Origin of the sequence: Micromonospora ferruginea (assembly GCF_013694245.2) — a bacterium.
GTDB lineage: Bacteria > Actinomycetota > Actinomycetes > Mycobacteriales > Micromonosporaceae > Micromonospora > Micromonospora robiginosa.
In genome coordinates this window covers 2289964-2316219 of record NZ_CP059322.2, presented here as the reverse complement: position 1 = coordinate 2316219, position 26256 = coordinate 2289964, and the positions used below count along the sequence as shown (strand labels likewise).

The 26256-nt window shown below is 75.4% G+C and carries 24 protein-coding genes and 1 pseudogene; 10 read left to right on the top strand and 15 right to left on the bottom strand.

Annotation, left to right across the window (positions count from 1 at the left end; genetic code table 11):
• Window positions 1-18: 18 nt before the first annotated feature.
• Together H1D33_RS10280 and H1D33_RS10275 are read left to right on the top strand one after the other, a co-directional pair.
• Window positions 19-633: a tyrosine-protein phosphatase gene (locus H1D33_RS10280; protein ID WP_181568286.1), complete on the top strand. Its 615-nt coding sequence runs from the start codon at window positions 19-21 to the stop codon at window positions 631-633.
• A 44-nt stretch (window positions 634-677) separates the two neighbouring features.
• Window positions 678-1187, top strand: a complete 510-nt coding sequence (locus H1D33_RS10275; protein WP_181568287.1) for a pyridoxamine 5'-phosphate oxidase family protein — start codon at window positions 678-680, stop codon at window positions 1185-1187.
• A 151-nt stretch (window positions 1188-1338) separates the two neighbouring features.
• Here H1D33_RS10275 and H1D33_RS10270 read toward each other — a convergent pair whose 3' ends face one another.
• A complete protein-coding gene (locus H1D33_RS10270) occupies window positions 1339-1953 on the bottom strand; it encodes a class I SAM-dependent methyltransferase (protein WP_181568288.1) in 615 nt (204 codons plus the stop codon).
• A 125-nt stretch (window positions 1954-2078) separates the two neighbouring features.
• Window positions 2079-3023: a sugar phosphate isomerase/epimerase family protein gene (locus H1D33_RS10265; RefSeq protein ID WP_181568289.1), complete on the bottom strand. Its 945-nt coding sequence runs from the start codon at window positions 3021-3023 to the stop codon at window positions 2079-2081.
• Between the two features lie 130 nt (window positions 3024-3153).
• Here H1D33_RS10265 and H1D33_RS10260 point away from each other — a divergent pair, with 130 nt between their 5' ends.
• Window positions 3154-3585: an NUDIX hydrolase gene (locus H1D33_RS10260; protein ID WP_246411463.1), complete on the top strand. Its 432-nt coding sequence runs from the start codon at window positions 3154-3156 to the stop codon at window positions 3583-3585.
• 181 nt (window positions 3586-3766) lie between these two features.
• Here the strand turns inward: H1D33_RS10260 and H1D33_RS10255 are convergent, their stop codons facing one another.
• Together H1D33_RS10255 and H1D33_RS10250 are read right to left on the bottom strand one after the other, a co-directional pair.
• Window positions 3767-4498, bottom strand: a complete 732-nt coding sequence (locus tag H1D33_RS10255; protein WP_181568290.1) for a class I SAM-dependent methyltransferase — start codon at window positions 4496-4498, stop codon at window positions 3767-3769.
• A gap of 116 nt (window positions 4499-4614) precedes the next feature.
• Window positions 4615-6177 carry a nucleotidyl transferase AbiEii/AbiGii toxin family protein gene (locus H1D33_RS10250; RefSeq protein WP_181572805.1) on the bottom strand — a complete coding sequence of 521 codons (1563 nt, stop codon included), beginning with the start codon at window positions 6175-6177 and terminating at the stop codon, window positions 4615-4617.
• 94 nt (window positions 6178-6271) lie between these two features.
• On the opposite strand from H1D33_RS10250, the gene H1D33_RS10245 reads away from it, so the two are divergent.
• Together H1D33_RS10245 and H1D33_RS10240 are read left to right on the top strand one after the other, a co-directional pair.
• Entirely contained in the window at window positions 6272-6817 is a 546-nt protein-coding gene (locus H1D33_RS10245; protein ID WP_181568291.1) for a YciI family protein, read from the top strand.
• Between the two features lie 140 nt (window positions 6818-6957).
• On the top strand, window positions 6958-7212 hold the full coding sequence (locus H1D33_RS10240; protein WP_181568292.1) for a hypothetical protein: 255 nt from the start codon (window positions 6958-6960) through the stop codon (window positions 7210-7212).
• Here the strand turns inward: H1D33_RS10240 and H1D33_RS10235 are convergent.
• From H1D33_RS10235 to H1D33_RS10205, 7 genes are all read right to left on the bottom strand, one after another.
• Window positions 7194-7478, bottom strand: a complete 285-nt coding sequence (locus tag H1D33_RS10235; RefSeq protein ID WP_181568293.1) for a hypothetical protein — start codon at window positions 7476-7478, stop codon at window positions 7194-7196. The two genes, H1D33_RS10240 and H1D33_RS10235, sit on opposite strands and share 19 nt — an antisense overlap.
• A complete protein-coding gene (locus H1D33_RS10230; RefSeq protein WP_246411465.1) occupies window positions 7478-8626 on the bottom strand; it encodes a WXG100 family type VII secretion target in 1149 nt (382 codons plus the stop codon). Before H1D33_RS10230 ends, H1D33_RS10235 begins: the two co-directional genes overlap by 1 nt.
• A complete protein-coding gene (locus H1D33_RS10225; RefSeq protein WP_181568294.1) occupies window positions 8623-8943 on the bottom strand; it encodes a type VII secretion target in 321 nt (106 codons plus the stop codon). The genes H1D33_RS10230 and H1D33_RS10225 overlap by 4 nt, the downstream gene beginning before the upstream one ends.
• The gene (locus H1D33_RS10220) at window positions 8930-9331 is read right to left on the bottom strand and encodes a YbaB/EbfC family nucleoid-associated protein (RefSeq protein WP_181568295.1); all 402 of its coding nucleotides are present in this window, start codon (window positions 9329-9331) and stop codon (window positions 8930-8932) included. The genes H1D33_RS10225 and H1D33_RS10220 overlap by 14 nt, the downstream gene beginning before the upstream one ends.
• A gap of 136 nt (window positions 9332-9467) precedes the next feature.
• On the bottom strand, window positions 9468-10094 hold the full coding sequence (locus H1D33_RS10215; protein ID WP_246411467.1) for a hypothetical protein: 627 nt from the start codon (window positions 10092-10094) through the stop codon (window positions 9468-9470).
• A complete protein-coding gene (locus H1D33_RS10210) occupies window positions 10091-11482 on the bottom strand; it encodes a pyridoxal phosphate-dependent decarboxylase family protein (protein WP_181568296.1) in 1392 nt (463 codons plus the stop codon). Before H1D33_RS10210 ends, H1D33_RS10215 begins: the two co-directional genes overlap by 4 nt.
• A 194-nt stretch (window positions 11483-11676) precedes the next feature.
• The gene (locus H1D33_RS10205; RefSeq protein WP_181568297.1) at window positions 11677-13632 is read right to left on the bottom strand and encodes an AfsR/SARP family transcriptional regulator; all 1956 of its coding nucleotides are present in this window, start codon (window positions 13630-13632) and stop codon (window positions 11677-11679) included.
• 97 nt (window positions 13633-13729) lie between these two features.
• On the opposite strand from H1D33_RS10205, the gene H1D33_RS10200 reads away from it, so the two are divergent.
• Window positions 13730-14608, top strand: coding sequence for an alpha/beta fold hydrolase (locus H1D33_RS10200; protein WP_181568298.1), 879 nt, complete (start codon window positions 13730-13732; stop codon window positions 14606-14608).
• A gap of 34 nt (window positions 14609-14642) precedes the next feature.
• On the opposite strand, the gene helR is transcribed toward H1D33_RS10200, so the two are convergent.
• Together helR and H1D33_RS10190 are read right to left on the bottom strand one after the other, a co-directional pair.
• Window positions 14643-16844: an RNA polymerase recycling motor ATPase HelR gene (gene helR / locus H1D33_RS10195; RefSeq protein WP_181568299.1), complete on the bottom strand. Its 2202-nt coding sequence runs from the start codon at window positions 16842-16844 to the stop codon at window positions 14643-14645.
• Between the two features lie 890 nt (window positions 16845-17734).
• Window positions 17735-18721, bottom strand: a pseudogene (locus H1D33_RS10190) (helix-turn-helix transcriptional regulator); the annotation flags it as partial.
• 95 nt (window positions 18722-18816) lie between these two features.
• Here H1D33_RS10190 and H1D33_RS10185 point away from each other — a divergent pair.
• Window positions 18817-19395, top strand: coding sequence for a mycothiol transferase (locus H1D33_RS10185; protein ID WP_181568300.1), 579 nt, complete (start codon window positions 18817-18819; stop codon window positions 19393-19395).
• Window positions 19396-19426: 31 nt separating this feature from the next.
• A complete protein-coding gene (locus tag H1D33_RS10180; RefSeq protein WP_181568301.1) occupies window positions 19427-20524 on the top strand; it encodes a winged helix DNA-binding domain-containing protein in 1098 nt (365 codons plus the stop codon).
• Here the strand turns inward: H1D33_RS10180 and H1D33_RS10175 are convergent.
• Window positions 20513-21736: a MalY/PatB family protein gene (locus tag H1D33_RS10175; protein ID WP_181568302.1), complete on the bottom strand. Its 1224-nt coding sequence runs from the start codon at window positions 21734-21736 to the stop codon at window positions 20513-20515. The genes H1D33_RS10180 and H1D33_RS10175 overlap by 12 nt on opposite strands.
• Window positions 21737-21769: 33 nt before the next feature.
• Between H1D33_RS10175 and H1D33_RS10170 the strand changes: the two genes are divergently transcribed.
• Window positions 21770-22354 (top strand): GNAT family N-acetyltransferase, encoded by a 585-nt coding sequence (locus H1D33_RS10170; RefSeq protein ID WP_181568303.1) that lies wholly within the window; start codon window positions 21770-21772, stop codon window positions 22352-22354.
• Window positions 22355-22366: 12 nt separating this feature from the next.
• Window positions 22367-25312, top strand: a complete 2946-nt coding sequence (locus tag H1D33_RS10165) for an AfsR/SARP family transcriptional regulator (protein WP_181568304.1) — start codon at window positions 22367-22369, stop codon at window positions 25310-25312.
• 122 nt (window positions 25313-25434) lie between these two features.
• On the opposite strand, the gene H1D33_RS10160 is transcribed toward H1D33_RS10165, so the two are convergent.
• Window positions 25435-26256: an MOSC domain-containing protein gene (locus H1D33_RS10160; RefSeq protein WP_181568305.1), complete on the bottom strand. Its 822-nt coding sequence runs from the start codon at window positions 26254-26256 to the stop codon at window positions 25435-25437.

The following is a 26256-nucleotide window of genomic DNA, read 5'->3' as shown; positions in this document are numbered from 1 at the left end:
CCGGCGTACCCTCGGTCCGTGCCCCGCCTGGCCTGGCCCGACCTGCGCAACGCCCGCGACGTGGGCGGCGCCCCGACCGCCGCCGGCGGCCGGATCCGCGAGCGGGCGCTGGTCCGCACCGACAACCACCGCCGCCTCGGCGCCGCCGGACTCGCCGCCCTCAAGGGGTACGGGGTGAGCCGCGTGCTCGACCTGCGGTGGCGGTCGGAGGCGGCGGCGGACCCGAGTCCGCTCGCCGCCGACGCGTCCTACCGACTCGTCCCGGCCTGCTTCGACCCGACCGGCGACGAGGACATCCCGCCGGACAGCTACCGGCTGCTGGTCGACGCCAGCCGGGAGCGCTTGGCCGCCGCGTTCACCGCGATCGCGGACGCGCCGCCGGGCGCGGTGGTGGTGCACTGCCACGCCGGCCGGGACCGCACCGGCGTGCTGGTGGCGCTCGCGTTGCACGCCGCCGGGGTGCCGGTGGACGCGATCGCCGCCGACTACGCGCTGACCGAGAACGCGTCGCCCCTGGTGATCACCAACACCTGGGACCACCTGCACGCGCGCTACGGTGGCGTCACCGACTACCTGCTCGGCTCCGGTGTGACACCCGCGCACCTGTCCGCCGTCCGCGCCCGGCTCACCTGAGCGCGACCGGCCCGATAAGGTGCCGCCATGATCGAGGACGCCACGTGCCGTTGACCAACCCGTGGCTGGCCGGGCCGACACCGACGCGGAAACTCGACCGGGAGCGCCTCGAGGAACGCATCCACAACCTGCTGTCCTCGCAGAACATGTGCGTCCTCGCCACCGCCGGCCCGGACGGGCCGCTGGCCACGCCGGTGCGCTACTACCCGCTCGACTTCACGCTGATGTTCACCGCCGCGCCGCGCTCGCCGAAGATGCGCAACATCGCCGCCGACCCGCGGGTGTCCGTCGGCGTCTTCGCGCCGCTGGTCGGGCTGGCCAGCAGCCGCGGCGCGCAGGTGTTCGGCGCCGCCCGGGTGCTCTCCCCGGACCACCCGGAGCACGCCCACCACTGGTCGGCGTTCCGCTGGCAGAACGAGCACGCCGAGCGCGGCCGGCCGCTGTCCGAACCGCCCGAGGAGACACTCGTGCTCGTCGAGGCACAGCGCATCGTCTACACCGAGCACTGGTTGCGCCGCGACGGCTACGCTCCGCGCCAGCACTGGCGCCGCTGACCCGCCCCGCCGCCTCCGCCCGCCGCTCCGCTTCGTCGATCTTGGACTTGTGGTGCCATGGTTTGCGGGTGTGCGCGGCTTTTGTGAGGTGCCACACCTCCTAGATCGACGAAGCCGGGGCGGGAACGGGCGGGGCGCTGGGTGGGCCGGGTCAGACCGAGGAGCGCGTGGCGCGCAGGAGGTGGCCGGGGAGGTGGAGGTCGCCGGTGTCGACCCGGGCCAGCACGTCGATCGGCTCGACCGTGGTGTGCGTCCAGGTCGGCTCGGGGAACGCCGACCGCAGGGCGTCGGCGTCCAGTCCCCAGCCTTCGCCCGCCTGCGGCGACACGGCCAGCACGAACACGGCGCCGCCGGGCGCGGTGAGGCGCGGCAGCAGCGCCAGGTAGTCGCCGACCGCCGCCCCGCGCCGGTCCAGCGTGTGCAGCAAGCCGGAGTCGAACACCGAGTCGTACGGCGTAGGCGACACCGGCAGGCGGGTGGCGTCGTGCACCTCGAAGCGCACCGGCAGGCCCGCCGCGGCGGCCTTGGCCCGGGCCGATGTGATCGCCACCGGGGACAGGTCGACGCCGGTCACATCGTGGCCGAGGCGGGCCAGCGCGAGGGCCAGCTCGCCGGTGCCGCAGCCGACGTCGAGCGCGCGTGGGCCGCGTACCCCGGTGTCGAGCACCGCGGCGAGCGCCGGCTGCGGGGCGTCGATCTCCCACGGCGGGCGGTTGGTGTCGCGGTAGAGGCGGTCGTAGTGGACGACGTCCGGCTCGTCGGTCATCGCGTACCCCCGTCGGTCGGTGCGGGACCTCGACCCGAGCGTGCCACCTCCGGCGGCGACCCGCCGCCCCACCACGCCCGACGCCCGGGGCCGGCGGCGAGCCGGTCCCGGGCGTCGAGGCGTCGTCAGTAGGTCAGCCGGCGCAGGTAGCGGTAGCCGACCGCGGCGGTCTGCTGCGGGGTCACGTCCGGGGTGTCGTTCTCCACGATGTACTCCAGCACCTGGTGCCGGCGGAAGATCCGGGCGAAGTCGATCATCCCGGTGCCCAGGTCGGCCATGTCGCCGGTGACCGGGTCGCGGTCCTTGACGTGGTACTGCAGCACCCGCTGCGGGGCGCAGCGGATGACGTCCAGCGCGAAGCCCTCCGGGTCGTCGACGCCCTCACCGGAGTTGATGCCACCGGTGACCGCCCAGTAGAGGTCGATCTCCAGATGCACCAGGCGCGGGTCCAACTCCTCGGTGAGCACGTCCCACGGACGCCGGCCGTTGCCGAAGTCGATGGTGAACTCGTGCGCGTGGTTGTGGTAGCCGTACCGCAGGCCGGCCTTGCGCGCGGCGGCGGCCTCCACGTTCATCTGCTCCGCCCAGCGCTTCCAGTCGTCCTCGCGGTCGGAGTTCAGGTAGGGCACCACCATGAACCGCTGGCCCAGCGTCCGGGCGTTGGCGATCTTCTGCTCCAGGCCGGCGGCGTCGGCGGCGATCCCGTCGTGGCTGGAGGTGGCCTTGATGCCGATGCCGTCGAGGAACCGGCGCAGTTGCGCGGCGGTGCGGCCGAAGTAGCCCAGCGCCAGCTCCACCCGGGGATAGCCGATCCGGGCCAGGTGGGTGAGCGTCGCGTCGTAGCCGGGGGAGCCGTTGAGCGCGTCGCGCACGGTCCAGAGCTGGAGGCTGATCAGCTCCTTCGGCACGTGCCGCCGGCCGTGGTGGTGCCCGCCGCCGGCCTGGGCCGCGGTCGCGCCCGACCCGGCGGCCAGGCCGACACCGGCAAGCGCCGCCAGGGAGCCACGCAGCAGGTTACGTCGGTCGAGCGATCGCCGCAGCGCGCCGTCCCCGTCGAATCCGTAGCACATGACGGTTCTCCTCTCGGCCGGTATGCGCTCGACGCTACAAAAGACATGTCGATGTGTCCATGGCTTTCGTAGTCTCCGTCTCGACTTTCGTCTCGCTGAGGCGAAAGGCGCGGTGTGGCATGCTCGGGCCGTGGCCTTCTACGACGTAGCCCTCGTCCTGCTCGTCGACCGGACCGGCGCGATCCTCATGCAGCACCGCGACGGCAACGCGCCCGTCTCACCCCACCAGTGGAGCCTGCCCGGCGGCAGCATCGAACCCGGCGAGACGCCCGAACAGGCCGCCCGCCGCGAACTGCGCGAGGAGACCGGCCTGACCGCCGGCGAGCTGCGCCTGTTCTGGAGCGGCCCGCGCCCGTACGAGGAGGGCTTCCCGCACACCGTCACCGTCCACATCTTCCGGGGCGAGACCGACGCGCGGCAGGAGGACGTGGTGCTCGGCGAGGGGCAGGCCATGGTCTTCGTCCCCCGCGACGAGGTGCTCGACCGGGAGTTGGCGGTCAGCGCGGCGAAGGTGCTGCCGATGCACCTGGCCGAGACCCGGCCCGCCGCCGAGCCGACCTGACGGATGCGGTCCGGCCGGGTGCCGGCCGCGCCCCCTGCGCTCCGCTCCGACGTCGTCGTGCCGGTGAACCTCCCACCAGGCGCTGGTTCGGCCCGGAGCCACCGGCACCCCGGTTCCGCGTCGCTGTCGAGCTGATGCCGGCAACGACTCAGCCGTCGCGCCGGCGGGACCGGCCCACGTCTCAACGCAGGACGAGCAGGTCCAGCACGTCCACGACCGGCCCGACGTCCCGCCGCGCCGCCTCGCGGAGACGGGCGACGCCGGCGGCGTACTCGTCGTCGCTGATCAGCTGGAGCGGGGTGTGCGCCTCCCGGCGCAGCCTGACCGCCGCCTCCCGCAGCGACGGCGCGGTGACCTGCGGAACCGGCTCGACCACGGCGGTGGCGAAACCGGCGGCGGCGAACGCCGCCCCGACGTCGGCGACCGACGGGTACGAGTCGAGCACGCGGACCGCCTCCGGAAAGTGGCGGAACAACGTGATCCCCTCGTGCCGGCCGGCGAACGCCGACCGGATCAGCACCGGGCCGCCCGGCCGTACCACCCGGCGCAGCTCCCGCGCCACGGCGCCCAGGTCCGGCAGGTGGTGCACGACGGTGGAGAGCCACCCGCCGTCCACGCCGCCGTCGCGCAGCGGGATGCCCACGGCCTCGCCCGCGACGACGGGCCGGAACCCGCACCGGGCGCGCATGGCCGCCGACGGCTCCACCGCGACGACCTCGACGCCGGGAAACCAGGCGGTGAACGTCTCCGCCCAGCTCCCGGTGCCGGCGCCCAGGTCGAGCAGCCGCATGCCCGGCCTCGGGGCCAGGTGGTTCGTGACGGCCTGCCGCCAGGCGGCGAGGCCGTCGTCGGTGAGGTGACGCGTCGCCGCGAAGGCCTCCGCGTCGGTGTCGTCGTACGCGATGCGCGCCATGCCGTCGAGCCAACGCCCCATCGGTGTGCCGGGGCAAGCGCTGTGACGAACCGCGCATCCCGCCGACGCTCACCACCCCGGCCGTCCCTCGTGGAGCGCGGCTGTCCCGTCGAGCGTCAGGCCCAGGCGCGGTCGAGGGCCAGGGCGAGCCGTTTCAACCACTGCTCGGCGGTGCCGGCGACGCCCGGGCACTCGTCGGTGAAGTTGGTCCAGTCGACGTCCCAGCTCAGGACGGTCTCGGCGGTGAAGGCGTCTGCCTCGACTCCCAGCTCCGCTCGCATCAGCCGGCGGACCAGAGCCAGCTCGACGCTGGTGTGCTCGGCGAGCAGGACGGCGTCGTAGAGGTCCTTGCCCTGGGGATAGCCGTCGGTGGCCAGCCACATCAGCTTCCGGGCCAGCGCCAGAGCGGCGGGCGCGACCAACACCGGCGCGTCCACGCCGGGAAGCGTCAGCGTCTCCGGTGGGAGTGGGAGCTGTTCGCCGAAGACGACGTCGATCTGTACGTGACCCTCGGGCGCGCCGGACGCGGTGAACGGGACGACGAGGCGGCGGCCGTCGGCGCGCTCGTAGGTCCAGATGGCCGACTCGACGATCCGGTCCGCCTCCAAGCCTGCTCCCGCAGCCGCCCCGATGGCGGCCCTGACGGCGTCGAGCAGCTCACGGGCGTCGCCGCTGTCGCTGGTGACGGTGTGCGGGACCACGACGAAGTCGAGGTCCCCGGGTTCGCGGGCGCCCTCGCCGACCTGAGCCGCCATGGCGACGCTGCCCCGAAGGACCAGATGCCGGCCCCAGTCAGTCCCGGCGGCAGCCGCCAGGACGTGACTCATCGCCACACGTCGGGCGGTGCTCCACCGGCGGCCGGTGGCGGCGTCGAGAAACTCGGGCTCACCGGCCCGGTACGCGTTCGGATACTGCTTGAGCGCCGGATCGAACGCCGCCCGCTGGTGGACGGGCGCGTCGGCGGGCAGCGGCTGGTAGGTCGGCGGGTAGTCCGGGGAGGCTGCCGGTGCCGACCTCATGGTGTTCTCGCGCTCCGCCAACCACGTGCTCACCTGATCCGAGGGTGCGTCCAGCCAGCCCTGGTCGACGCGCGGGTCGCTGTCGGAGACGACGTACTCCTGCTCCACCGCCGTGGTGTCGTAGCCCGCGGTCCGGAGGGTGTCGACGAGAGCGTCGAGGCGCTGCCGGGCGGTGGCCAGCCCGACCCGGTGGCAGCGCTGGTTGACGAACCGCTCCTGCGTACCGTCCTGCCGTTCCCGGCGGGCGTTGCGGGACAGCCGGGCGCCGTGCGGCGCTACCAGGTCGGAGAGCGCGACCAGATCCGCCACCGTCGTGCCGGCCAGCAGCAGCTTGACGTGATGCTCGAAGTACCGGCCGTTCGGCTCGGCCGCCGCCTGCTCGTCCGACTGCGGCACCCCGACACACCACGGCGCCGCCTCGATCTTCGTGCGGCAGGCGTGGATGCCGGCCGTGCCCAGCTCGCGCAGCCAGTGCTGCGCCACGGCCTGCTGTTCGGTGAGCGTGCCGCGCCCGGCCAGCGTGAGCATCGGTTGGGTGGCGTACATGCCGCGGTCGAGCACGATGTGTACGAACTTGACCCCGTGTCGGGCGGCGAAGGCGGCCAACTCCTCCGCCTGGTGGGCGTAGGCGGTGAGGTGAATCTCGAAGTCCCCCGACATGTCCGGCACCGGTGGAGTGTAGGACATGATCACCAGTGGGGACGCGGGTGTTTTCACCTCGAACGCCGTTGATCCGGCGCTCAGACTGGGTGGCATGAAGTTCCTGTGCTACCACCGTGATCGGCCCGGCTCGATGACGCTTCGCGACGAGTTGCTCGAAGCGCACTGGTCCTACATGGATCGGTACGCGACGGAGATGATCGCCCGTGGGCCGACCCTCGCCGAGGACGGCACCGCCACCGGCAGCCTGCACATCCTCGACCTGCCCGATCCCGCCGCCGCCCGCACGTTCGCCTTCGACGAGCCCAACTACCAGGCCGGCGTGTACCGCGACGTCCTGGTGCGCCGGTGGCGCAACACGTTGGGGCGCACCATGTGGGAGTTCCCGGGAGGCCGGGCCGGCGGCAACCGGTACCTGGTGCTGGGCCTCGGTGCCGGCGAGCCCGCAGACCTCGCCGTGCCGGCCGACCCGGACGAGCTGATCGCGTACGGGCCCCTGCTGTCCGACGACGGCTCGACCTGGCTGGGCACCGCGGCGTTGGTACGGGCGGATGGCCCGGACCGGGCGCGTACGATCCTGACCCCGGACCGGTACGCCGTCATCGAGGTGCACGACTGGCGGTTCGGCGGCCGGGTATGAGCGAGAATACGGGCCGCCTCTGAGTTGACTCGGCTGCCGGATCGCCGGCAGCCACCCGTCCGGATTGCCGACGACCTCTTCATCACCGGCGCCCGCAACTGCGCATGCTCCTGCCGAACAGCGGACCATCGTCCGGTGGCGTGAGGGGTGGTCTCGGTCTCCTGCTGCTCGTGCTGCCGTGTGCCGAACCTGGCGGCATCACCGTTCCGGCCGAGGACGACCAGAACGTACGCCACCGGGTCTTCTGCGCCGCGCCGATGGCGAACGGCCTGCGCTGCTTTCTCGGCGCCGACCACGACGGACCCTGCGCCCGCCGCCTCCTGCCCGCCGGTGAGCGCTTCGGGTCGGGGCTGCCCGTCGACCAGAAGTTACGGGACTATGTCACCAGGCGATAGTTGGGGATTCCCCTGTTGCGCTCCTCTGCCGGTGCGTCGAGGGAGCGCGCAGTCACGCCGGCCGGGACCGGTGCCCGGGACAGGTGAATGCCCTCTAGACATGTGTCACACCAGAACGAGACGTAGCCGTAGTCCGCTCCGGTGGGACCGGTGAACACTATGCGCAGCGTTCGGTGGCCGCAGTTCGGGCATTGCAGGTTCGACGCGGCCGGCAAGGTGCGGTAGACGACCTCGTACGCGTCGAGCCAACCTTCGAACGTCGCCATCAATCCGCTCCTTCCGGCCTGACTGGTTGACTCTGCCACCACTCATCTTCGCGGGCATAGGCGCGATCCTCGAAGGCGTCCGCCTCCTCGCGCGTCTTGGGATACGGGCGTCCCTCACGAAGCTCCGAGACGTGAAAACGCTCATGTTCGAGGGTTCGCGCCAGATCCTCCTCGCTTCGGAATGCGTCTCGGCACAGCATGACGGACTGATCGGCCCTGGTGATCCCGCACAACCCGGACATCCGATTGTTGACCGTGATCTGGATGTCGGAGACATCGACGCCGTACTTGGTGGCGATGCGCTGCACCGCCTCCAGGTTCATCGGCATCCGAGGGCCGCGCCCCTTACCGCGCACGCGACTGAGATCGTCAGATGGTCCAGGTTCCGCATGGCGCAACCGGCTCAGGGCCTGCTTCAGTTTCTCGATCAGGTCGCCGAGCCGCCGCACCTCCGGCATCAGCCGCCGCAGGCTCGCCAACAACCCCCGCAACAACCGGGCGATCCGCGCTCCCCACGACGCCACCGTCGTGGTGACCTGCTCCACGACCAGCGGCGTCGCCAGCCCGGCGCTGGCGACCAGCTCCGCCGCGTACACGATCAGGCGGGAGACGCAGGCGGCGATGGCGTCGCGGACCAGCAGCCGGACGGCGGCGACGAGGCCGGCGGCGCCCTCGGTGATCGCGGCCATCGCCTCGGCGCCCTGCGCCAGGCCGGTGACGGCCTGCTGCTGCTCGTCGGCCCAGCGCCGGTATCCGGTGCCGGCGGCGCCGGTCCAGCCGGCGACCTCGGTGCGGACCGCCCGGGCCAGGTCGGCGGCGTCCTCGCGCAGCGACGCGGCCACGTTGCGCCAGGTCTGCGCGTGCGCGGTGATCTCGGCGGGGTCGCCGGCGAGCCAGTCGAGGGCCTCGCTGAGCGGTTTGACGTGTTCGATCAGCCAGGCGATGCCGTACTGCAGGAGGGCGCTGACCGGGTCGGACACGATCGCGAGCGCGTCCAGGCCGGCGCTGACCACGCCCAGGGTGCCGTCGATCCAGTTGCCGGTGCGCACGCCCTGGGCGATGAGTTCGATGTCCTCGCAGATCCAGATGCCCGCCCACGCGCTGGGCCCGGTGTCCGCCGCGCCGGCGACCAGGGGGTTGGTGCTCAACGCCGGTTCCGCGCCTGGTCGAGCAGGTGTGCGGCGTGGGTGTCGGAGGCGCGGTAGCGCTCGGCGCTGGTGCGTACCTTGCCGGCGGTGTCCCGGACCGACGTGGACGCCGCGGTGACGCCGTCGACCAGGGTGCGCTGGAGGCCGTCGAGCAGCACCGGCATGATCTGGCAGAGCTGCCCGTATGCGTCGGCGCCGAGCCGGACGTGCTGGCCGGCCTGGCGGGCGGTGTCGATGCTGTCGGCGCAGCGGTCGAGGTGGGCAGCGTGGGCGGTCAGGTCGTCCGGGTCGACCTGGAGGATCTCACCGCCGGGCATCCGGCGGACCCTGGTCGGGGTCGAGTCGTCGCCGATGGGACTCGACGATCGCGCGCGCGGCCGGGTCGTCCGCGCCGAGCGTCTCGGCGGTCGCCTCGGTGAGCCGGCGCAGCAGGTCGGCGCGCGCGGCGCGGGTGGTGGCCACGACCTGACGGGCGGTGTGGGCGGCGGAGTGCCGGCGGGTGCGTTCGTCGAGGCGCAGGTCGGCCAGCAGCCCGGCGGCATCGACGGTCACCTCGACCAGGCCGTCGTCACTGCGGGCGGCGCCGGTGAGCGCCTGCGTGCGCGCGGACAGTGCCTGCGCCCGGGCGGCCTGCTCGGCGAGGCCCGATTCCCACTCGTCGAGCCGGCGTCCCGCCGCGTCCAGCGCGGCCTCGTCCGCCCACATGGCCACCCTCCCCAGGGGACACTTGTGACGGTGACGATACCAATCGGTCGCACTCGGTGTATGTCCCGTACCTCCGTCGAGCCCGGACGGCGGGGAGATCACCAGCCGCGCGGTGCTCGGCGAGGAGGAGTACGGGTCAACCCTGGAGGCGCTGTGCCCAGTAGACCTGGTCGTCCGGTCCCTGGTAGACCAGCGCCAGTAGCAGGTCGGGGAGCGTCACCGGCGCGCTGGCGATCGGGAGGTCCCGGAACTGCCTCTCCAGGTGCGGGAAGAGCGCCACGAAGGTCACCGGTGAGGCCCCGGCGTCCACGATCGCGAGCCGGCTTCCCCCGCTGTACCACTCGTGTTCACCGACCTGGACGCCGCCGGCACCGCGCAACCAGGGGTAGCGGTCGGCGATCCTCCGGTCCGTCCCGGCGCTGCCCATGCCGACGCTCTCCTGCGGCGCGGCCACCGCGAACACCGGCGGTTTGAGGTAGGTGCGCTTGTCGACGAGGAAGAGCGAGAAGTGTCCGCCGTTCAGCGGAACCGGCGGCGGCTGCCACGACACCCGGCCCAGCACCAGTTGGTCACCGTTCGACACCACCGGCGCCTGGTAGGCCGAGCCGAGCGCGGCCTGCGCCTCGTCGTAGGTGACGAACTCCAGCGACGAACGGAGGTGGAGCGCCTCCGGGTCGTAGGGCGGGCGCTGGTGCCACCAACGCCACCCGCCGACCGCCGCCACCAACGCCACCGCTGCGAGAGCCGCCCGTCGCCAGGTCACGCCCCTGAGTGAATCATGCCGTCGCCCGCGAGCCGGATGATCGCCGCCACCGACCGGTCCACGTCCGCCTCCGTGGTGGTCGCGTTCGACACCGAGATCCGCATCAGCCGCCGTCCCCGCCACGTCGTGCCGCCCACCCAGCACGTCCCGTCGGCCTGCGTCGCGGCCACCACCCGGTCGGTGGCCGCGTCGTCGCCGAAGCCGACCAGCACCTGGTTGAGCACCACGTCGTTGACCACCTCGAACCCCGCCGAGGCCAGCCCGTCGGCGAACCGGCGGGCGAGCGCGCAGCAGCGCTCGACGAGCGCGGCCACCCCGTCGCGGCCCAGCTCCCGCAGCCCGGCCCAGGCCGCGAAGCCACGGGCGCGGCGCGAGGACTCCGCGGTCAGGTCCGCGCCCGCCGGCGCCCCGCCGGAACCCACGAGGTACGCGGCCGCGTAGGACATGGCCGCCGCGTGCACGTCCGGCCGGGCGCAGAACGCGAACGCGGTGTCGTACGGCAGGTTCAGCCACTTGTGACCGTCGCAGGCCCACGAGTCGGCGGCCTCGACGCCGTCCACCAGGTGCCGGGTGGTCGGGCTGGCGGCCGCCCACAGCCCGAACGCGCCGTCCACGTGCACCCAGCCGCCGTGCCGGTGCACCAGGTCGCACGTCGTCCGCAGTTCGTCGAACGCGCCGGTGTTCACGTTGCCGGCCTGCAGGCAGACGATTGTCGGGCCGGGGTCGCGCTCGCGCAGCGCGGCGGCCAGCGCGTCGTGGTCGACGGCGCCCTGCGGGCCGGTGGGCACCTCCCGCAGCGCGTCGGTGCCGAGACCGAGCAGGCGTAGTGACCGGTCCACGGTGGCGTGCCGTTCGGCGCCGGCGAGCACCCGCACCGGCGGCGCGCCGAGCAGCCCGCGCCGTTCCACGTCCCAGCCGGCGTCGGCGAGCACCTGGTGCCGGGCGGCGGCGAGTCCGGCGGTGTTGGCCGCCTGGCCGCCGGTGACGAACCCGACCGACGCGGTCGCCGGGATGCCGAGCAGCTCCTTGAGCCAGGTGCCGGCGGCCGTCTCGGCGGCCACCGCGGCCGGGGAGGTGACCGCGTTGAACGCGATCTGGTCCCACCCGGCGGCGAGCATGTCGGCGGCGGTGGCGGCGGGGGACGCGCCGCCCACCACGAAGCCGAAGTAGCGGGGCCCGGCGGTGGCGACCAGCCCCGGCTCGGCGGCGGCCACCAGCTCCGCCAGCACCCGCTCGGGCGGGGTGGGCGCGGCCGGCAACGCGACGGCGAACGCCTCGTTCAGCGCGTGCTGGTCGACAGGCGTCCCGACCGGCCGTTCCGGCAGCGACCCCCGGTAGTCGGCCGCATGATCGGCGGCCTGCCGGAACAGCTTCCGCAGCTCGTCCATCGCCGCACCCTACCGGCGGTTGCGGGACCGGACGCGCCGGTGCGGGCCGGGATGGACTCGGAGTGAGTGCGGAGTGACCCGCGTGACCGCTGGCTCACCCGTGAACTCCTGCGTTTGTGTGGACTGATCGGACCGTCGGTGGCTTTCCCGCCGACACGCGGGCGCGGCGGCGCGGCGGTTCGGGGACGAGGCCGTCACCCGGGCGCTTCCCCGAGGACGGCGGTGAGCCGGTCGAGGTGCGTCGCCACCGGGCCGGCGGTGAGCATCCCGCTGCCGGCGCCGGCCAGCTCGTGCGCCGCCGGCGCGAGCGCGGCCCGGGCCCGGCGCGCCGCGCCCCGGTCGCCCAGCGCCACGGCGGCCCGGCCGGTGAGCGTCCACAACGCCTCCAGCAGCAGGTCGCGTGGCGGCGTCGGGGTCCGCCGCAGCGCGTCGGCGGCGTCCGCGCGGCGGTCGGCGGCGAGCAGCACCAGCGGACGTGCCCAGGGCGCGTACGGGCCCCAGTCGGTGTCGTCGGCGACGTCGGCCGGGAGGTCGTGCCACACCCGCAGGCAGAGCAGCGCCAGCGGGAGCAGGCCCCGCTCGACCCCGGGCATGCCGGAGCCGGCCAGCCCGGTCGCGGCGGTCCGGTAGGCGGCCTCCGCCACCGGGTACGGCGCGCCGGTCGCTGCCGTGCGCATGGCGCGGTACCAGGTGGTGAACACGCCGACGAGCGGGGACTCGTGCCGGGCGGCGAGGCGGTCCGCGGCGTCGGCGTGCGCGTCGGCGGCGGCGAAGTCGGCCAGCGCGCCACGGGCCTGCACCCGGATCAGCCGGCCGAGGATCTCCACCGGGGCCAGGCCGTGCCGGGTGGCCAGCGCGACCAGCTCCGCGCCCACCGCGTCCCGTTCGGCGGCCAGGCCGGCGCGCGTGAACGTCTGCATGAACACACCGTTGAGCGCCTGGGCCAGCAGCGCCGGGTCGGCCAGCCGCCGGGCGATCGCCTCGGCCTGCCGGGCCGCCTCGGGCCCGCGCGTCGAGGGCCGGCCGCGGGACTCGACCGCCACGGTGGCGAGCAGGCGGGCCCGGGTCGCCTCCGGCGCGTCCGGGCCCAGCCGGGACAGCGCCCGTTCCGCCGCCGCCACCACCCGCGCCGCCTGCTCCGGGTCGTCGGCGCGGGTCCAGATCGCCGGCACGTCGTACCCGCCGATCACCCGCGCGGTGAGGTCCGGGTCGCCGAACTGCTCGGCCGCGTCGATGGCGGCCACCCGCTGCTCGCGGGCCGCTTCCAGGCCGCCGGGTCCGGTCACCGCCAGGCTGCGCAGCAGCCCGACCGTGGACTCCAGCCGGGCCCGCGCTCCGGGCACCACGCTGCGCTCGTACGCGGCGGCGGCCTCCGCCCACACCCGGGCCGGGCCGGCCGGCTCCGGGTCGGCCTGGCGCCTCAGGTCGGTCTCCAACCGGCGCAGCCGCGGTCCGGGATCCAGGCCGAGCTGGTCGCGCAGCCGGTCGCGGGCCCGGCGCAGCACGGCCAGCGCGTCGGCCTGCCGCCCGGCGCGGTAGAGGGCCAGCGCCAGCAGCCGCCACCCGTCCTCCCGCCACGGGTGGTCCGCCACGTGGGCGTCGAGATCGGGTACGGCGTCCGCCGCCCGCCCGAGCGCGAGCAGCGCCTCGGCGCGCCGTTCGGTCGCGGTCAGCCGCAGCTCGTCGAGGCGGGCGCGTTCGGCGCGTGCCCACGGGTGGTCGAAGTCGGCGTATCCAGGACCGCGCCACAGGCCCAGGGCCGTGTCGAGATCGTCGAGCGCGGCCCGGGGGAGCGTGTCGGCGGCGCCGGTGACCAGGTCGGCGAAGCGCCAGGCGTCGACCGTGTCGGCGGCGGCGCGCAGCGCGTACCCCGGTCCGTCGGTGACGAGCAGTCGGGCCGGCTGCCGGGGCGCGCGGCCCGGCTCCAGGCGGCGGCGCAGCGCCGCCACGAACGTGCGGACCGCGCCCACCGCGCCGCCCGGCGGGTCCTCCCACAGGTCCTCGACGAGGTGGTCGACCGGCACCACCCGGCCCCGGGCCACGATCAACCGGGCCAGCACGGCGCGGTGCCGGGGACCTCTCAGGTCGATCGGCGCGCCGGCATCGTCCCAGGCCGTCACCGGACCGAGCACACCGAAGCTGACCTGCACCGACCCCTCCTCGACCCGGGCCACCGTACCGTGCTCATCGGGTGCTCATCCGGCGCCGCCACGCTGGGCCGGTACGACGACGAGGAGAGGCACCGAAATGACCATCGGCATCACCGGATTCGACTACCAGCGTGTCACCGTCGCCGACGGCGTGGCGCTGAACGTGGCGGTGGGCGGTTCCGGCCGCCCGGTCGTGCTGCTGCACGGCTTCCCGCAGACCCACCTGATGTGGCGGCACGTCGCCGCCGACCTGGCCGCCGACCACACCGTGATCTGCCCGGACCTGCGCGGGTACGGGGCCAGCGACAAGCCGCCCGCGCGCGACGAGGACACGTACGCGAAGCGGACCATGGCCGCGGACGTGGTGGCGCTGGCTCGGGCGCTCGGCCACGAGCGGTTCGCGCTGGCCGGGCACGACCGGGGCGCGCTGGTCGCGGTACGCGCCGGTCTGGACCACCCGGACGTGGTCACCCACCTGGCGTCGCTGGACGTGCTGCCCACCCTCGACATGTGGGACGTGCTGCACGGGGCGTCCGCGGCGGTGGCGTTCCACCTGTACCTGATGGCGCAGCCGCCCGGCCTGCCCGAGCAGATGATCTCCGCCAGCGCGGACGCGTTCTTCGGCCACTTCCTCGACGCCTGGGGCGCCGACCCGGCGGCCCTGCCGGCGGACGTGCGCGCCGAGTACCTGCGCGCCTCCCGGGAGGCGGTCGACTCGATCGTCGCCGACTACCGGGCCTCGGCCGGCGTCGACGTGGCGCACGACCGGGCGGACCGGGACGCGGGCCGGCGGCTGCGCATGCCGGTGACCGTGGTCCAGCAGGACTGGGGCGCGGCGCTCGGCTACGACGCCGACGCGCTGTGGCGGGCCTGGGCGCCCGACCTGGAGCACCGCACCACCACCGCCGGGCACTTCATGGCCGAGGAGGCGCCGGCCGAGATCAGCGCGGCGTTGCGGGCGTTGCTGGCGCGCTAGCGTCCGCGCGTCGCGGGTTCGGCCCGCCGCGCGGCTACCGGGCGCCGGGCGGCTGAGTCCCGCCGACGGGGGCGTCCACGCCGCCACCGCCGGCGAGGACCACCAGCTGCCCGGTGGCCCGGGTCATCGCGACGTAGCGGTCCACCGCCCCGGCGATCCCGTCGCCGAACGCCTCCGGCTCGACCAGCACCACCAGGTCGAACTCCAACCCCTTGGCCAGCTCCGGGGTCAGCGACCGGACCCGGGCCGACGCCGGGAACGCGGGCTCGCCGATGACGCAGGCGACGCCCTCGGCGTGCGCGGCGAGCCAGTCGCGCACCACCTCGTCCAGCTCCGCGCGGCTGCCGTGGCGCACCGGCAGGCCCCCGGTGCGGATGGACGTCGGCACGTTGGCGTCCGGCAGCACGGCCCGGATGACCGGCTCGGCCTCCGCCATCACCTGCGCCGGGGTGCGGTAGTTGACGGTCAGCGAGGCCAGCTCGATCCGGTCCAACCCGATCCGTTCCAGCCGCTGCCGCCACGACTCGGCGAACCCGTGCCGGGCCTGGGCCCGGTCGCCGACCACGGTGAAGCTGCACGACGGGCAGCGCAGCAGCAGCATCTGCCACTCGGCGTCGGTCAGCTCCTGCGCCTCGTCCACCACGACGTGCGCGAACGGCCCGGCCAGCAGGTCCGGGTCGGCGACGGCCAGCCCGCTGGCGTCCACCAGGCTGGTCCGCATGTCCTCGCCGCGCAGCATGGTCATCAGCCCCTCGCCGTCGTCGTAGGCGTGCGTCGCGACCAGCGCGTCCACCACGGCGTCCATCCGTTCCCGCTGCGCGGCGAGGGCCGCGTCGTTGCGCCGCCGCCGCCGGGACGCCTCCGGATCGCCGACCCGCTGCCGCGCCGCGTCCAGCAGCGGCAGGTCGGCTACCGTCCAGGCCCGGGCGTCGGCGCGCCGCAGCGTCCGGATGTCGTCCACGCTCAGCCACGGGGCACAGCGGTGCAGGTAGGCCGGCACCGACCACAGGTCCGCGACCACGTCCGCCGGGTCGAGCAGCGGCCAGGCCCGGCCGAACGCCGCGACCAGCTCCCGGTTGCCGGCCAGCGACCGGCGGACCGCGTGCTCCGGCGCGTCGCCGTCGTAGCGTCGCAGCAGGATGGTGAGCAGTTCGTCCCAGACGTCGTCGCGGGCCTCGTTGTGCGCGGCGCCGGGCCCGGCCGCCGCGAACGCGTCCGCCCAGTCGCCGGCGGTCAGCCGCAGCGCGGCGTCGTCGAGCGCGACCGTCAGCCCGGTGGTGGGCGGCTCCTCGTAGAACCGCACCGCAGCCTCGACCGCGCCGACCAGCTCCGCGGACGCCTTCAGCCGGGCCACCTCCGGGTCCGTCTCGGCGGTCGCCGCCGCGCCCTCGGGGACGAGGTCGCGCAGCGTGCAGATCTGCACCTCCTCCTCGCCGAGGCTGGGCAGGACGTCGGAGACGTAGTTCAGGTAGGGCTGGTGCGGCCCGACGACCAGCACCCCGCCCCGGCGCTCGCCGAGGCGCGGGTCGGCGTGCAGCAGGTACGCGGTGCGGTGCAGCGCGACGACCGTCTTGCCGGTGCCCGGCCCGCCGTCGACCACCAGCGTGCCCCGTGAGCCGGCCCGGATGATGGCGTCCTGGTCGGCCTGGATGGTGCCGAGCACGTCGCGCATCCGGGCCGAGCGGGTGCCGGCGAGGCTGGCGACGAACGCGGACTGGTCGTCGAGGGCGGCGTGCCCGGCCAGCCCGTCGACAGTGAACACCTCGTCCCAGTAGTCGGTGATCCGTCCCTCGGTCCACCGGTAGCGGCGGCGGCTCGCCAGGCCCATCGGGTTGGCGTGGGTGGCGCCGAAGAACGGCTCGGCGGCGGGGGAGCGCCAGTCCAGCAGCAGCCGGCCGCCCGCGCCGTCGGTGAGGCCCAGCCGTCCCACGTACACCGGCTCGGCGCCGTCCGCGGCGACCATCCGGCCGAGGCAGAGGTCCAGGCCGTAACGGCGCAGGGTACGCAGGCGCGCGCTCAACCGGCGGACCTCCTGGTCCCGGTCGACGGCCTGCCGGCCCTTGCCGGCCGCGCCGCGGCGCTCGGTGTCGAGCCGCTCGGACAGGTCGGCGATCGACCGTCGCAGGCTCTCCGCGATGACCGCGAAGTGCCGCTCGTCGTCGGCGACGAGGGCGGGACCGGCCTTCGCCGAGAGACGTTCGGGGAGAACGAAGACGCTGGTGACGGACGGATTCACGGGCTTGGCTCCGATCTGCGGACAGGCGGGGGCCTCCGCTCTTCCTCGCCCGGGTCGCCTCGGCGCTCGTGGACTGGCGACGCTGGCTGGAGGAGGTGGCCGAGCGGTTCGACCGGTTGCTGCCGGCGCTGCGGGCCGCGGCACTCGGCGGGCCGGAGCAGGCCGTCGCGGCCTGGGAGGTGGCGTTCGCCGAGTTGCTGACCGCCGGGTCGGCCTGGGCCGAGGACCCGGACTGCTGGCAGGGGTCGTGCCACCGGATGCTCGTCTGGCTGCTCACCGCCGTCGGGCTTCCGGAGGACCGCGCCGCGGCGCTCGCCGGCGAGGCGTTGGCGCCGTGGTCGACACGATGGGTCTACCTGTCCGCCGCGGATGTCGCCGACGTCGCCGAGCGCCTCGCCCGCCGGGTGGCCGGTTCGCAGGCTCGCGACCCGGCCGCCGAGGACGAGAGCTGGCCCGACACCTGGCCGCACGCCTGGCCGTCCCGGCGCTCCCACACCCGCCCACCCCCACCCCCACCCCCACCCCCACCCCCACACCCGTGACCCCCGCCTCCCGCCTCCCGCCTCCCGCGTCCCGCCTCCCGCGTCCCGCCTCCCGCGTCCCGCCTCCCGCGTCCCGCCTCCCGCGTCCCGCGTCCCGCCTCCCGCCTCCCGCCGATCTTGCACTTGCTGCCCGGGCGCAAGGGACTTTCCCGGCATATCGTGGGCCGAAAGTGCATGATCGCTGGGGCTGGGGCTGGGGCTGGGGCTGGGGCTGGGGCTGGGGCTGGGGCTGGGGCTGGGGCTGGGGCTGGGGCTGGGGCCGGGGCCGGGGCCGGGGCCGGGGCCGGGGCCGGGGCCGGGGCCGGGGCCGGGGCCGGGGCCGGGGTCAGGGTCAGGGTCAGGGTCAGGGTCAGGGCCGGGGTGGGCGGCTGCGGTGTAGCGGCGGGCCAGGTGGGCGAAGGCGGTTCGCAGCTCGGGTGGGCCGACCACCGCGATGTCGGCGTCGTAGCGGCCGAGCACGGCGGCCAGGCCCGGCCAGGACCAGGCGCCCAGCACCAGGCGGCAGCGGTCCGGGCCGAGTTCCTCGATGACGCCGTCGCGGGTCCACGCGGAGACCGTCCGGGCCGGCAGGTCGAGGATCACCTCACCCCGGCACGGCCAGTCGCCCGGGCCGGTGGTCCCCTGGAAGCGGTCGGCGACGAAGGCGGCCACGTCCCCGCCGGGCAGCTCGCGCGGCGTGAACCGGGGGCCGGTGGGGGTGCGCGGGCTGATCCGGTCGACCCGGAACGTGCGCCAGTCGGCGCGGTCCAGGTCCCAGGCCACGAGATACCAGCGTCCACCCCAGGTGACCAGGTGGTGCGGCTGCGTCCGGCGCGGCGGGGCGCCGTCGGCCGGGGCGGCGTCCGGCGCGGGCGGGTAGTCGAACCGCAGCTCCTCGCGGGCGTGCACGGCGGCGCTGAGCGCCATCAGCAGGGCCGGCTCGACGCGCGGTTTCGTCGGTGACCCGGCCCGCTCCACGGCGACGACCCGCAGCGCGTCGACGCGGTGGCGCAGCCGCGCCGGCATCACCTGCCGCACCGTGGTCAGCGCGCGTGCGGCGGCCTCCTCGATGCCGGTGACGGTGGTGGCGGCGGTCTGCAGCGCCACCGTGAGCGCGACCGCCTGCTCGTCGTCGAAGAGCAGCGGCGGCAGCGCCGAGCCGGCGCCCAACCGGTAGCCCCCGTCCGGACCTTTGGTGCTCACGATCGGATAGCCCAGCTCGCGCAGCCGGTCGACGTCGCGTCGGACGGTACGCGGGCTGACCCCGAGCCGGTCGGCGAGCACCGCGCCCGGCCAGTCGCGGCGCGCCTGCAACAGCGACAGCAGCGAGAGCAGCCGCGCGGAGGTGGTCGTCATGCCGCGCATTCTGCCCGGAGAAGCGGACAGAAAATGACCGCTACGGCTGCGAGCGTGTCCCCGTACCGATCCGCAGCCGGAAGGAACCGACGACCATGACCGTCCCCACCGCTAACGCCGCCGCCCTCGACGCCGAACGTGCCGCCCTGCTCACCGCGCTCGCCGGCGCCCGGGCCGCGCTGACCGCCACCGTGCGCGACCTCACCGACGCCCAGGCCGGCGAGTGTCCCACCGTCAGCGCGCTCTGCCTGGGCGGCGTGCTCAAGCACGTGGCCTCCGGCGAGGAGGCCTGGTTGCGGTTCGTGGTCGAGGGTCCGGCGGTGATGACCTTCACGCTCCCCGACGGCGTCACCTGGGAGCAGTTCATGTCCGGCACCGCACGCGAGCTGCCACAGTGGGCGATCGACCGGGAACGGACCTTCCAGATGCTGCCCGAGGACACGCTGCCCGCCATCCTCGACCGGTACGCCCGGGTGGCTGCCCGCACCGAGGAGATCGTGGCCGGCGTCGACGACCTGTCGGCGCGACACCAGGTGCCGGACGTGCCCTGGCAGGAGCCCGGCACGACGCTGAGCGTGCGTGAGGTGCTGATGCACGTGCTCTCCGAGACCCGCCAGCACACCGGGCACGCGGAGATCCTGCGCGAGACGCTGGACCGGCGGGCCGCCGCGTGAACCGGCCGGCGGAACGGACGGAGCAGCCTGGATGACCGTGCTCGACGACCGGGCCCTCAACCGGGCCACCCTGGCCCGTCAGCTCCTGCTCGACCGCGCCGCCCTGCCGGCCGACGACGCCGTGGCGCACCTGTGCGGGCTGCAGGCGCAGGAGCCGCAGGAGCCGTACGTCGGGCTCTGGTCGCGGTTGCGCGACGCCGACCCGGCCGCGGTGTCCGACCTGCTGGCGCGGCGACGGCTGGTGCGTACCCACCTGATGCGCCGCACCGTGCACCTGCTCACCGCGGACGACGTGCTGGCCTGGCGCTCTCGCCACGACGGCATGCTGCGCCAGCGGGTGCTCGGCGTGTACCGCGGCGAGTTCGACGGGGTGGACCTCGACGACCTCGCCGCCGCCGTCCGGGCGGTGCTGGCCGACGGCGAGCCCCGCACCACGGCCGAGGTGGTGCGGGCGCTCGCCGCCCGCTGGTCCGCGCCGGACCGGCGGGCGCTGGGCGAGATGGCGATCGCCCTGGTCCCGACCGCGCAGGCGCCGCCGCGCGGGCTGTGGCGGACCGGCGGCGGCGTCCGCGTGGTGGCGCTCGCGCACTGGCTGGGCCGGGACGTCGACCCGCCCGACCCGGACGGCGGCGACCGGGTCGGGCGGGAGCTGGTCCGGCGCTACCTGGCCGCGTACGGCCCGGCGACCTCGTCGGACCTGCGTGCCTGGTGTGGGCTGGCCGGACTGCCCGCGGCGGTGGCCGCGGTCCGTGACGAGCTGGTGACGTTCCACGATGTACGGGGGCGGGTGCTGCTCGACCTGCCCGACGCGCCGCGCCCGGACCCCGGCACCCCCGCCCCGGTGCGGTTCCTACCCGCCTTCGACAACGCCGTGCTCGGCTACCACGACCGTGGTCGCATCATCGACGACGCCCACCGCGGCCTCTCCGTCGCCGGGGCCCGGATGGTGCTGGTGGACGGTCGGGTGGCGGCGACCTGGACCGTGGAGGCCGGCACCGTCGCCGTCACCCCGCTGCGCCCGCTGGGCCGCGTCGAGCGCGCCGACGTCGGCCGGGAGGGCCGGGCGCTGGCGTCGTTCCTGTCCGACGGGGACAGCGACCGGGTACGCGTCGCCGGGTCACCCGGGTGACCGGCGGCGGACCGCCCGGCCCATCCGGGTCACCGCATCGGTCAGCACGGCCGGCGAGGTGGCGAAGTTGAGCCGGACGAAACCGGCGCCGCCCGCGCCGAAGACGTGCCCGGAGCTGAGCGCCACCCGCGCGTCGTCCAGGAACATCCGCGCCGGGCCGGCCAGGTCGCTGGCCACCCCCGGCCCGTCCGCCGGCGCCTCGGTGGGCACGCCCAGGCGGGTGCAGTCCAACCAGGCCAGGAACGTCCCCTCGGGACGGTGCCAGGACACCTCGGGCAGGTGCTCGGCCAGCAGCGCCCCGAGCAGCGCGCGGTTGGCGTCGAGCCCGTCGAGCAGCAGGTCCAGCCAGGGCCCGCCGTCGCGGAACGCGGCGGTGTGCGCGAGCACCCCGAGGTGGCTGGGACCGTGGCTGACCTCCTCCGGCATCCGGGCCAGGTCGGCGGCGGCCGCCGGCCCGGCGACCGCCAGCGCCGCCTTGAGACCCGCCAGGTTCCACGCCTTGGACGCCGAGAGCAGGGCGAACGCGTCGTCGGCGCCGGGCACCGTGAGGTACGGGGTGAACCGCGCGCCGGCCAGCGCCAGCGGGGAGTGGATCTCGTCGGAGACCACCCGGACGCCGTGCCGGGCGGCCAGCTCGGCGACCGCCGCCAGCTCGTCGTCGCGGTGCACCACCCCGGTCGGGTTGTGCGGGTTGCAGAGCAGGAACGCCGGCCGCCCGCCGTACGCGCGGGCCCGGCGGAACGCCTCGTCCAGCGCGGCGGGGTCCAGCCGCAGGTCCGGCCCGAGCGGAGCCTCCACCACCCGCCGGTCGGCGTGCGTGACGAACGCGTAGAACGGCGGGTAGACGGGAGGACAGACCACCACCGCGTCACCCGGGTCGGTGACCAGCCGCAGCACCTCGACCACGCCCATCATCACGTCGGGCACCAGCGCGCTGCGGCCGACCGGGAAGTCGGCCCAGCCCCAGCGCCGGGCGGCGAACCCGCCGACCGCCTCCGCGTACCCGGTCCCGTGCGGGTAGCCGGTGTCACCCAGGTCGACCGCGCGGCGCAGCGCGTCGGCCACCGGCGGGGCCAGCGGCACGTCCTGCTCCGCCACCCACAGCGGCAGCACGTCCGGCGGGTGCAGGCGCCACTTGACACTGGTGCGCAGGCGGAGCTGCTCGAGCGTGAGCCGGGTGAGCGGATTGCGGTCGTCGGCGGGAACGCCCATGGGGTCCACCCTAGGCCGACCTACCATCGCGGGATGGCTCACCCGACCTACCCGCTGCGCACGGAGCGGCTCCTGCTGCGGCCGGTCATCCTGGACGACCTCGACGACGTGCACGCCTGGCAGCGCCGTCCCGACGTGGTCCGCTGGATGCTCGGCGCGACGGAACGTACCCGGGCGGAGTCCCGCGCGTCGGTGGCCGCGATGGCGACCGAGGACGCGTGGCGCGCGGAGGGCGACTGCCTGACGCTGGCCGTGGTCGTCGGCGACCGGGTGATCGGCGCGGTGGAGCTGGTCTGGCGCAGCCGCGCCGACCGCACCGCCGAACTCGGCTACGTGCTGCACCCGGAGCACGGCGGCCGTGGCCTGGCCACCGAGGCGGCCGCGGCGCTGCTGGACTGGGGCTTCGCGGAGTTCGGGCTGCACCGGGTGGTGGCCCGGTGCCACGCCGGCAACGAGGCGTCCGCCCGGCTGCTCACCCGGCTCGGCCTGCGGCGCGAGGCCCGGCACGTGCGCAGCTACCGGTTCCGCGGCGAGTGGGCCGACCAGCTCGTCTTCGCCGTCCTGGCCGAGGAGTGGCGGGCCCGCGCGCTCGGACCGGACGGTCCCGGGGCGCGTTGATAGATTTCAGGCGTGCCAGCCCCGTCAGATGACCCGTCGACCGGGCCGGCCGACGACGAGCTCTACTTCCGGGTGCTCGGGCCGCTCACCGTCGAGCGCCACGGCGAGCCGGTCGCGGTGGGTGGGCCGCAGCACGCGGTGGCCCTGGCGCTGCTGCTGTGCCACGCCGACCAGCCGGTCCCGGTCGACGGCTTCGTGGCGGAGCTGTGGCGGGACCGGCCCCCACGGTCCTACCGGGTGCAGGTGCAGGGCATCATCTCCGAGCTGCGCCGCCGGCTGGCGCCCGGCGGAAGGGCCGCCGCCCCGATCGTCACCCGGCCGTCGGCCTACCTGCTGCACACCGCGCCGGACGGGCTCGACCTGCGGCAGTTCGCCGACGAGGTGGCCGCCGCGGCGGCCGCGCGGGCGACCGGCGACAACGCGGCGGCGCTCCGACTGCTGGACGTCGCGCTGGGGCGCTGGCGCGGGCCGGCGTTCAGCGGTCTCACCGGCCGGTCGATCGAGGCGACCGCCGCCACGTTGCACGAGGCGCGCCTGGACGCGGCCACCGAGCTGGTCGACGCGCGCATCGCCGACGGGCGGCTCAACGGCCTGGTCGCCGAGCTGGGCGCCCTGATCGGTGAGCGTCCGCTGGACGAGCGGCTCCACCGGCACCTGATGACGGTGCACGACCGGCTCGGCCGGCCGGCCGACGCGCTGGCCGCCTACCGGGACCTGCGCGCTCGACTGGTCCGGGAACTGGGCATCGAGCCGGCCGTGCCGACCCAGGAGCTGCACCGGCGGATCCTGGCCGGCGAGCCCGGCCCGGCCGGCCCGGCGCACGTCGCCGCGGCGCCGGCCAGCGCCCACCGCCAGCTCCCACCGGACATCGCCGACTTCGTCGGCCGGGAGCGGGAACTGCGCACGTTGCGCCGGTGGCTGGCGCGGGACGCGTCGGCCGGCGCGGTGCCGATCGTCGTCGTCGAGGGCATGGCCGGCGTGGGCAAGACCCGGTTCGCGGTGCACGCCGCCCACCGGCTCGCGGCCGCGTACCCGGACGGGCAGTTCTATCTCGACCTGCACGGGTTCAGCGCCGAGTCGGCGCCGGCCGCCCCCGGCGCGGTGCTGGAGTCGTTGCTGCGCCGGCTCGGGGTGCCCGCGCCGGCGATCCCGGAGTCCGTCGACGACCGCGCGGTGCTGCTGCGCGACCGGCTGGCCGACCGGCGGGTGGTGCTGGTGCTGGACGACGCCGCGGACGAGAGCCAGGTGTCGCCGCTGCTGCCCGCCACCGCGGGCTGCCTGGTGATCGTGACCAGTCGGCGCGCCCTGGCCCTGGACGGCGCCTGCGTCGTCACGCTCGACGTGTTCAGCCCGACCGAGGCGCGGGAGTTGCTGACCGGGATGCTCGGCCGGGACCGGGTCACCGCCGAGCCGGCCTCGGTGGAGGAGCTGGCGGGCCGGTGCGGGCACCTGCCGTTGGCCGTCGCGGTCGCCGGCCGGCGGCTGCGCGGACGGCCGGCGTGGCGGGTCGGGCACCTGCTGGCGCGCCTCAGCGACGCCGACCGGGGGCTGGCCGAGTTCGCCGTCGGCGCCCGCGGCGTCGAGGACGTCTTCGCCCTGTCCTACCGCGCGCTGCCGCCCGGCCGGCAGCGGCTGTTCCGGCTGCTCGGCGTCCACCTCGGCGACGACGTGACGGCGGCGTCGACGGCGGCGCTGGTCGGCGGCGACCCGGTGGACACGGAGCGGGACCTGGAGGCGTTGCTCGACGAGCACCTGGTGCAGCAGGTGCGGCCCGGCCGCTACGAGCTGCACGACCTGCTCCGCCGCTACGCCGCCCGGCAGGCGGCGGCGACGCCGGACGAGACCGCCGCGGCCCGGCGCCGGCTCGTCGACTGGTACGTGGCCACGGCAGACCGGGCCACCCGACTGATCCGCCGTTTCCCGCTGCCCCCGGTCGGACGACCGCCGGAGCCCGCGGCGCCCGCGCCCGGTTTCGGGGACGAGGAGGCGGCGCTGCGCTGGCTCGACGCGGAGTTCGTGAACCTGCGGGCGGTGATCCACGGCGCGGCGGACCTGCCGTCGTGGCGCAACGCGGTGGTGCTGGCGCACCTGCTCCAGCCCTACCTGGTGCGCCGGGGGCAGGTCGACGACGCGCTGGTGACGCTGCGCGCCGCCGCGGCGGCGGCCCGACACCTCGACGACCCGGTCGCCGAGGCGCACACGCTGACCACGCTGGGTCAGGCCTACGAGACCGCCGGCCGGACGGACCAGGCGCTGGAGTGCCTGCACGACGCGTTGGACCGCCACGTCCGGCTCGACCAGCCCGGCGGTGAGGCGGCCACCCGCCACCACCTCGCCATGGTGTTCCGCCGGCTCGGCCGGCACGAGGACGCGATCGGCGAGTACCGGCGGGCCGTCACGCTGTTCCGCGCGCTGCGCGACGGCCAGTGGGAGGCGTCGGCGTTGAGCGGCCTCAGCGTCGACCTGCACCTCGCCGGCCGGGACGAGGAGGCACTGGCGCAGGCGCTGCGGGCGCTGTCGCTGCAACGTGTCGTCGGCGGCCCCGGCCTGGGGAGCGTGGAGAACAACGTCGGCCTGCTGCACGCCCGGCTGGGCCGGCACGCCGAGGCCATCCCGTACGCCTTGCGGGCGCTGGCGTTCCAGCGCCGCACCGGGAGCCGGCCCGGTCAGGCCAACGCGTTGGCGAACCTGGCGTTCAGCTACGCCCGCACCGGCCGGCCCGCCGACGCGGTGCGGGCCGCCACGGAGGCGGTGGAACTCGCCGACGGTCTCGGCCCGGACCTGCGGGCGAACGCGTTGAACACGCTGGGGGAGGCGTACCGGTTCGCCGGTGACCACCGGTCGGCGCTGCGCTGCCACCGCGAGGCGCTCGACATCGCCACCCGGATCGGGGATGCGGAGGAGCAGGCCCGGGCGCGGGCCGGGATCGACCCCGCGACGATGCCCGCGAGCGCTTAGCGGATTCTTAGCGCCGGTCGATAGCGTCCTGGTCGAACGGGGGTGACCAGGCGAGGCGTCCTGGTCAGCCAGTCGAGGGAGTCGGCCGGCGACGGCGCGTCGAGGGGGCCGCGCCGCCCCGGTCAGCTCGCGACGACCGGGTCACCGACCCGGATCTCGCCGGTCGCCAGCGGGATCAGCCGTACGCCGAACCAGGTCTTGCCGTCCCGCCGCCGGTGCCGCGCGAGCGTGCGGATCGGCTCCCGGCCGGAGGTGAGCGTCACCGGGTCGACCAGCGTGAGCGAGCAGCGGTCGCAGCGTTCGGCGACCCGGAAGTCCACCGCGCCGATCCGCACCCGGGTCCAGTCGTCCTCGGCGAACGGCGCGACCGGCCCGTCGAGCACGACGGTCGGGCGGAACCGGGCCATCGGCAGCGGGTCCGGCGCCGGCTCGCCCCGCTCCAGCGCGCCCTCCACGATCCAGTCGCGCAGCCGGCGCAGCGACGGCAGCGTGGCGGCCAGCAGCGGGCCGGCGTCGGAGAGGTTCAGCGGGTCGCCGGGCCGGCCGCCGTGCGCCGCCGAGACCGGCCGGCGTCGCGGGTCGTCCAGCCAGCCCAGCCGCACCGGCTGCGCCAGCCGGTCGCCGAGCCAGTCGTGCGCCTCGCCGGCGGCCAGCCGCAGCGTGTCCAACCGGGACAGCGCGGTGGCGACGGGCGGCCCGTCGACCGGCTCGGCGACCGTCAGGGACCCGCCGTCGCGGTCGCTGAGCGTGATCGAACCCGGTCCGGGCGTGGCGGTCAGGCCGAGCATCCGGGGCGCGGTGCGGGCGGTCAGCACCTCGCCGTCGGGCCGCAGGAGCAGCCAGCGCCGGTCGTGGCGCAGCCCCCACGGCTCGACCGTGGCGTGGTCGACGTCGACGCCGCCGAGGGACTTCACCGGGTGGACGTGCGTGGAGACGAGGCGCAC

Bases quoted from the DNA above. Each gene is read 5' to 3' on its own strand.
- H1D33_RS10220 (WP_181568295.1), bottom strand. From the start codon at position 9,331: ATGTGGGCGGACGAGGCCGCGCTGGACGCGGCGGGACGCCGGCTCGAC.
- H1D33_RS10180 (WP_181568301.1), top strand. From the start codon at position 19,427: ATGACCGTGCTCGACGACCGGGCCCTCAACCGGGCCACCCTGGCCCGT.
- H1D33_RS10270 (WP_181568288.1), bottom strand. From the start codon at position 1,953: ATGACCGACGAGCCGGACGTCGTCCACTACGACCGCCTCTACCGCGAC.
- H1D33_RS10255 (WP_181568290.1), bottom strand. From the start codon at position 4,498: ATGGCGCGCATCGCGTACGACGACACCGACGCGGAGGCCTTCGCGGCG.
- H1D33_RS10175 (WP_181568302.1), bottom strand. From the start codon at position 21,736: ATGGGCGTTCCCGCCGACGACCGCAATCCGCTCACCCGGCTCACGCTC.
- H1D33_RS10200 (WP_181568298.1), top strand. From the start codon at position 13,730: ATGACCATCGGCATCACCGGATTCGACTACCAGCGTGTCACCGTCGCC.
- H1D33_RS10245 (WP_181568291.1), top strand. From the start codon at position 6,272: ATGAAGTTCCTGTGCTACCACCGTGATCGGCCCGGCTCGATGACGCTT.
- H1D33_RS10250 (WP_181572805.1), bottom strand. From the start codon at position 6,177: ATGTCGGGGGACTTCGAGATTCACCTCACCGCCTACGCCCACCAGGCG.
- H1D33_RS10225 (WP_181568294.1), bottom strand. From the start codon at position 8,943: ATGCCCGGCGGTGAGATCCTCCAGGTCGACCCGGACGACCTGACCGCC.
- H1D33_RS10210 (WP_181568296.1), bottom strand. From the start codon at position 11,482: ATGGACGAGCTGCGGAAGCTGTTCCGGCAGGCCGCCGATCATGCGGCC.
- H1D33_RS10170 (WP_181568303.1), top strand. From the start codon at position 21,770: ATGGCTCACCCGACCTACCCGCTGCGCACGGAGCGGCTCCTGCTGCGG.
- H1D33_RS10235 (WP_181568293.1), bottom strand. From the start codon at position 7,478: ATGGCGACGTTCGAAGGTTGGCTCGACGCGTACGAGGTCGTCTACCGC.
- H1D33_RS10185 (WP_181568300.1), top strand. From the start codon at position 18,817: ATGACCGTCCCCACCGCTAACGCCGCCGCCCTCGACGCCGAACGTGCC.
- H1D33_RS10265 (WP_181568289.1), bottom strand. From the start codon at position 3,023: ATGTGCTACGGATTCGACGGGGACGGCGCGCTGCGGCGATCGCTCGAC.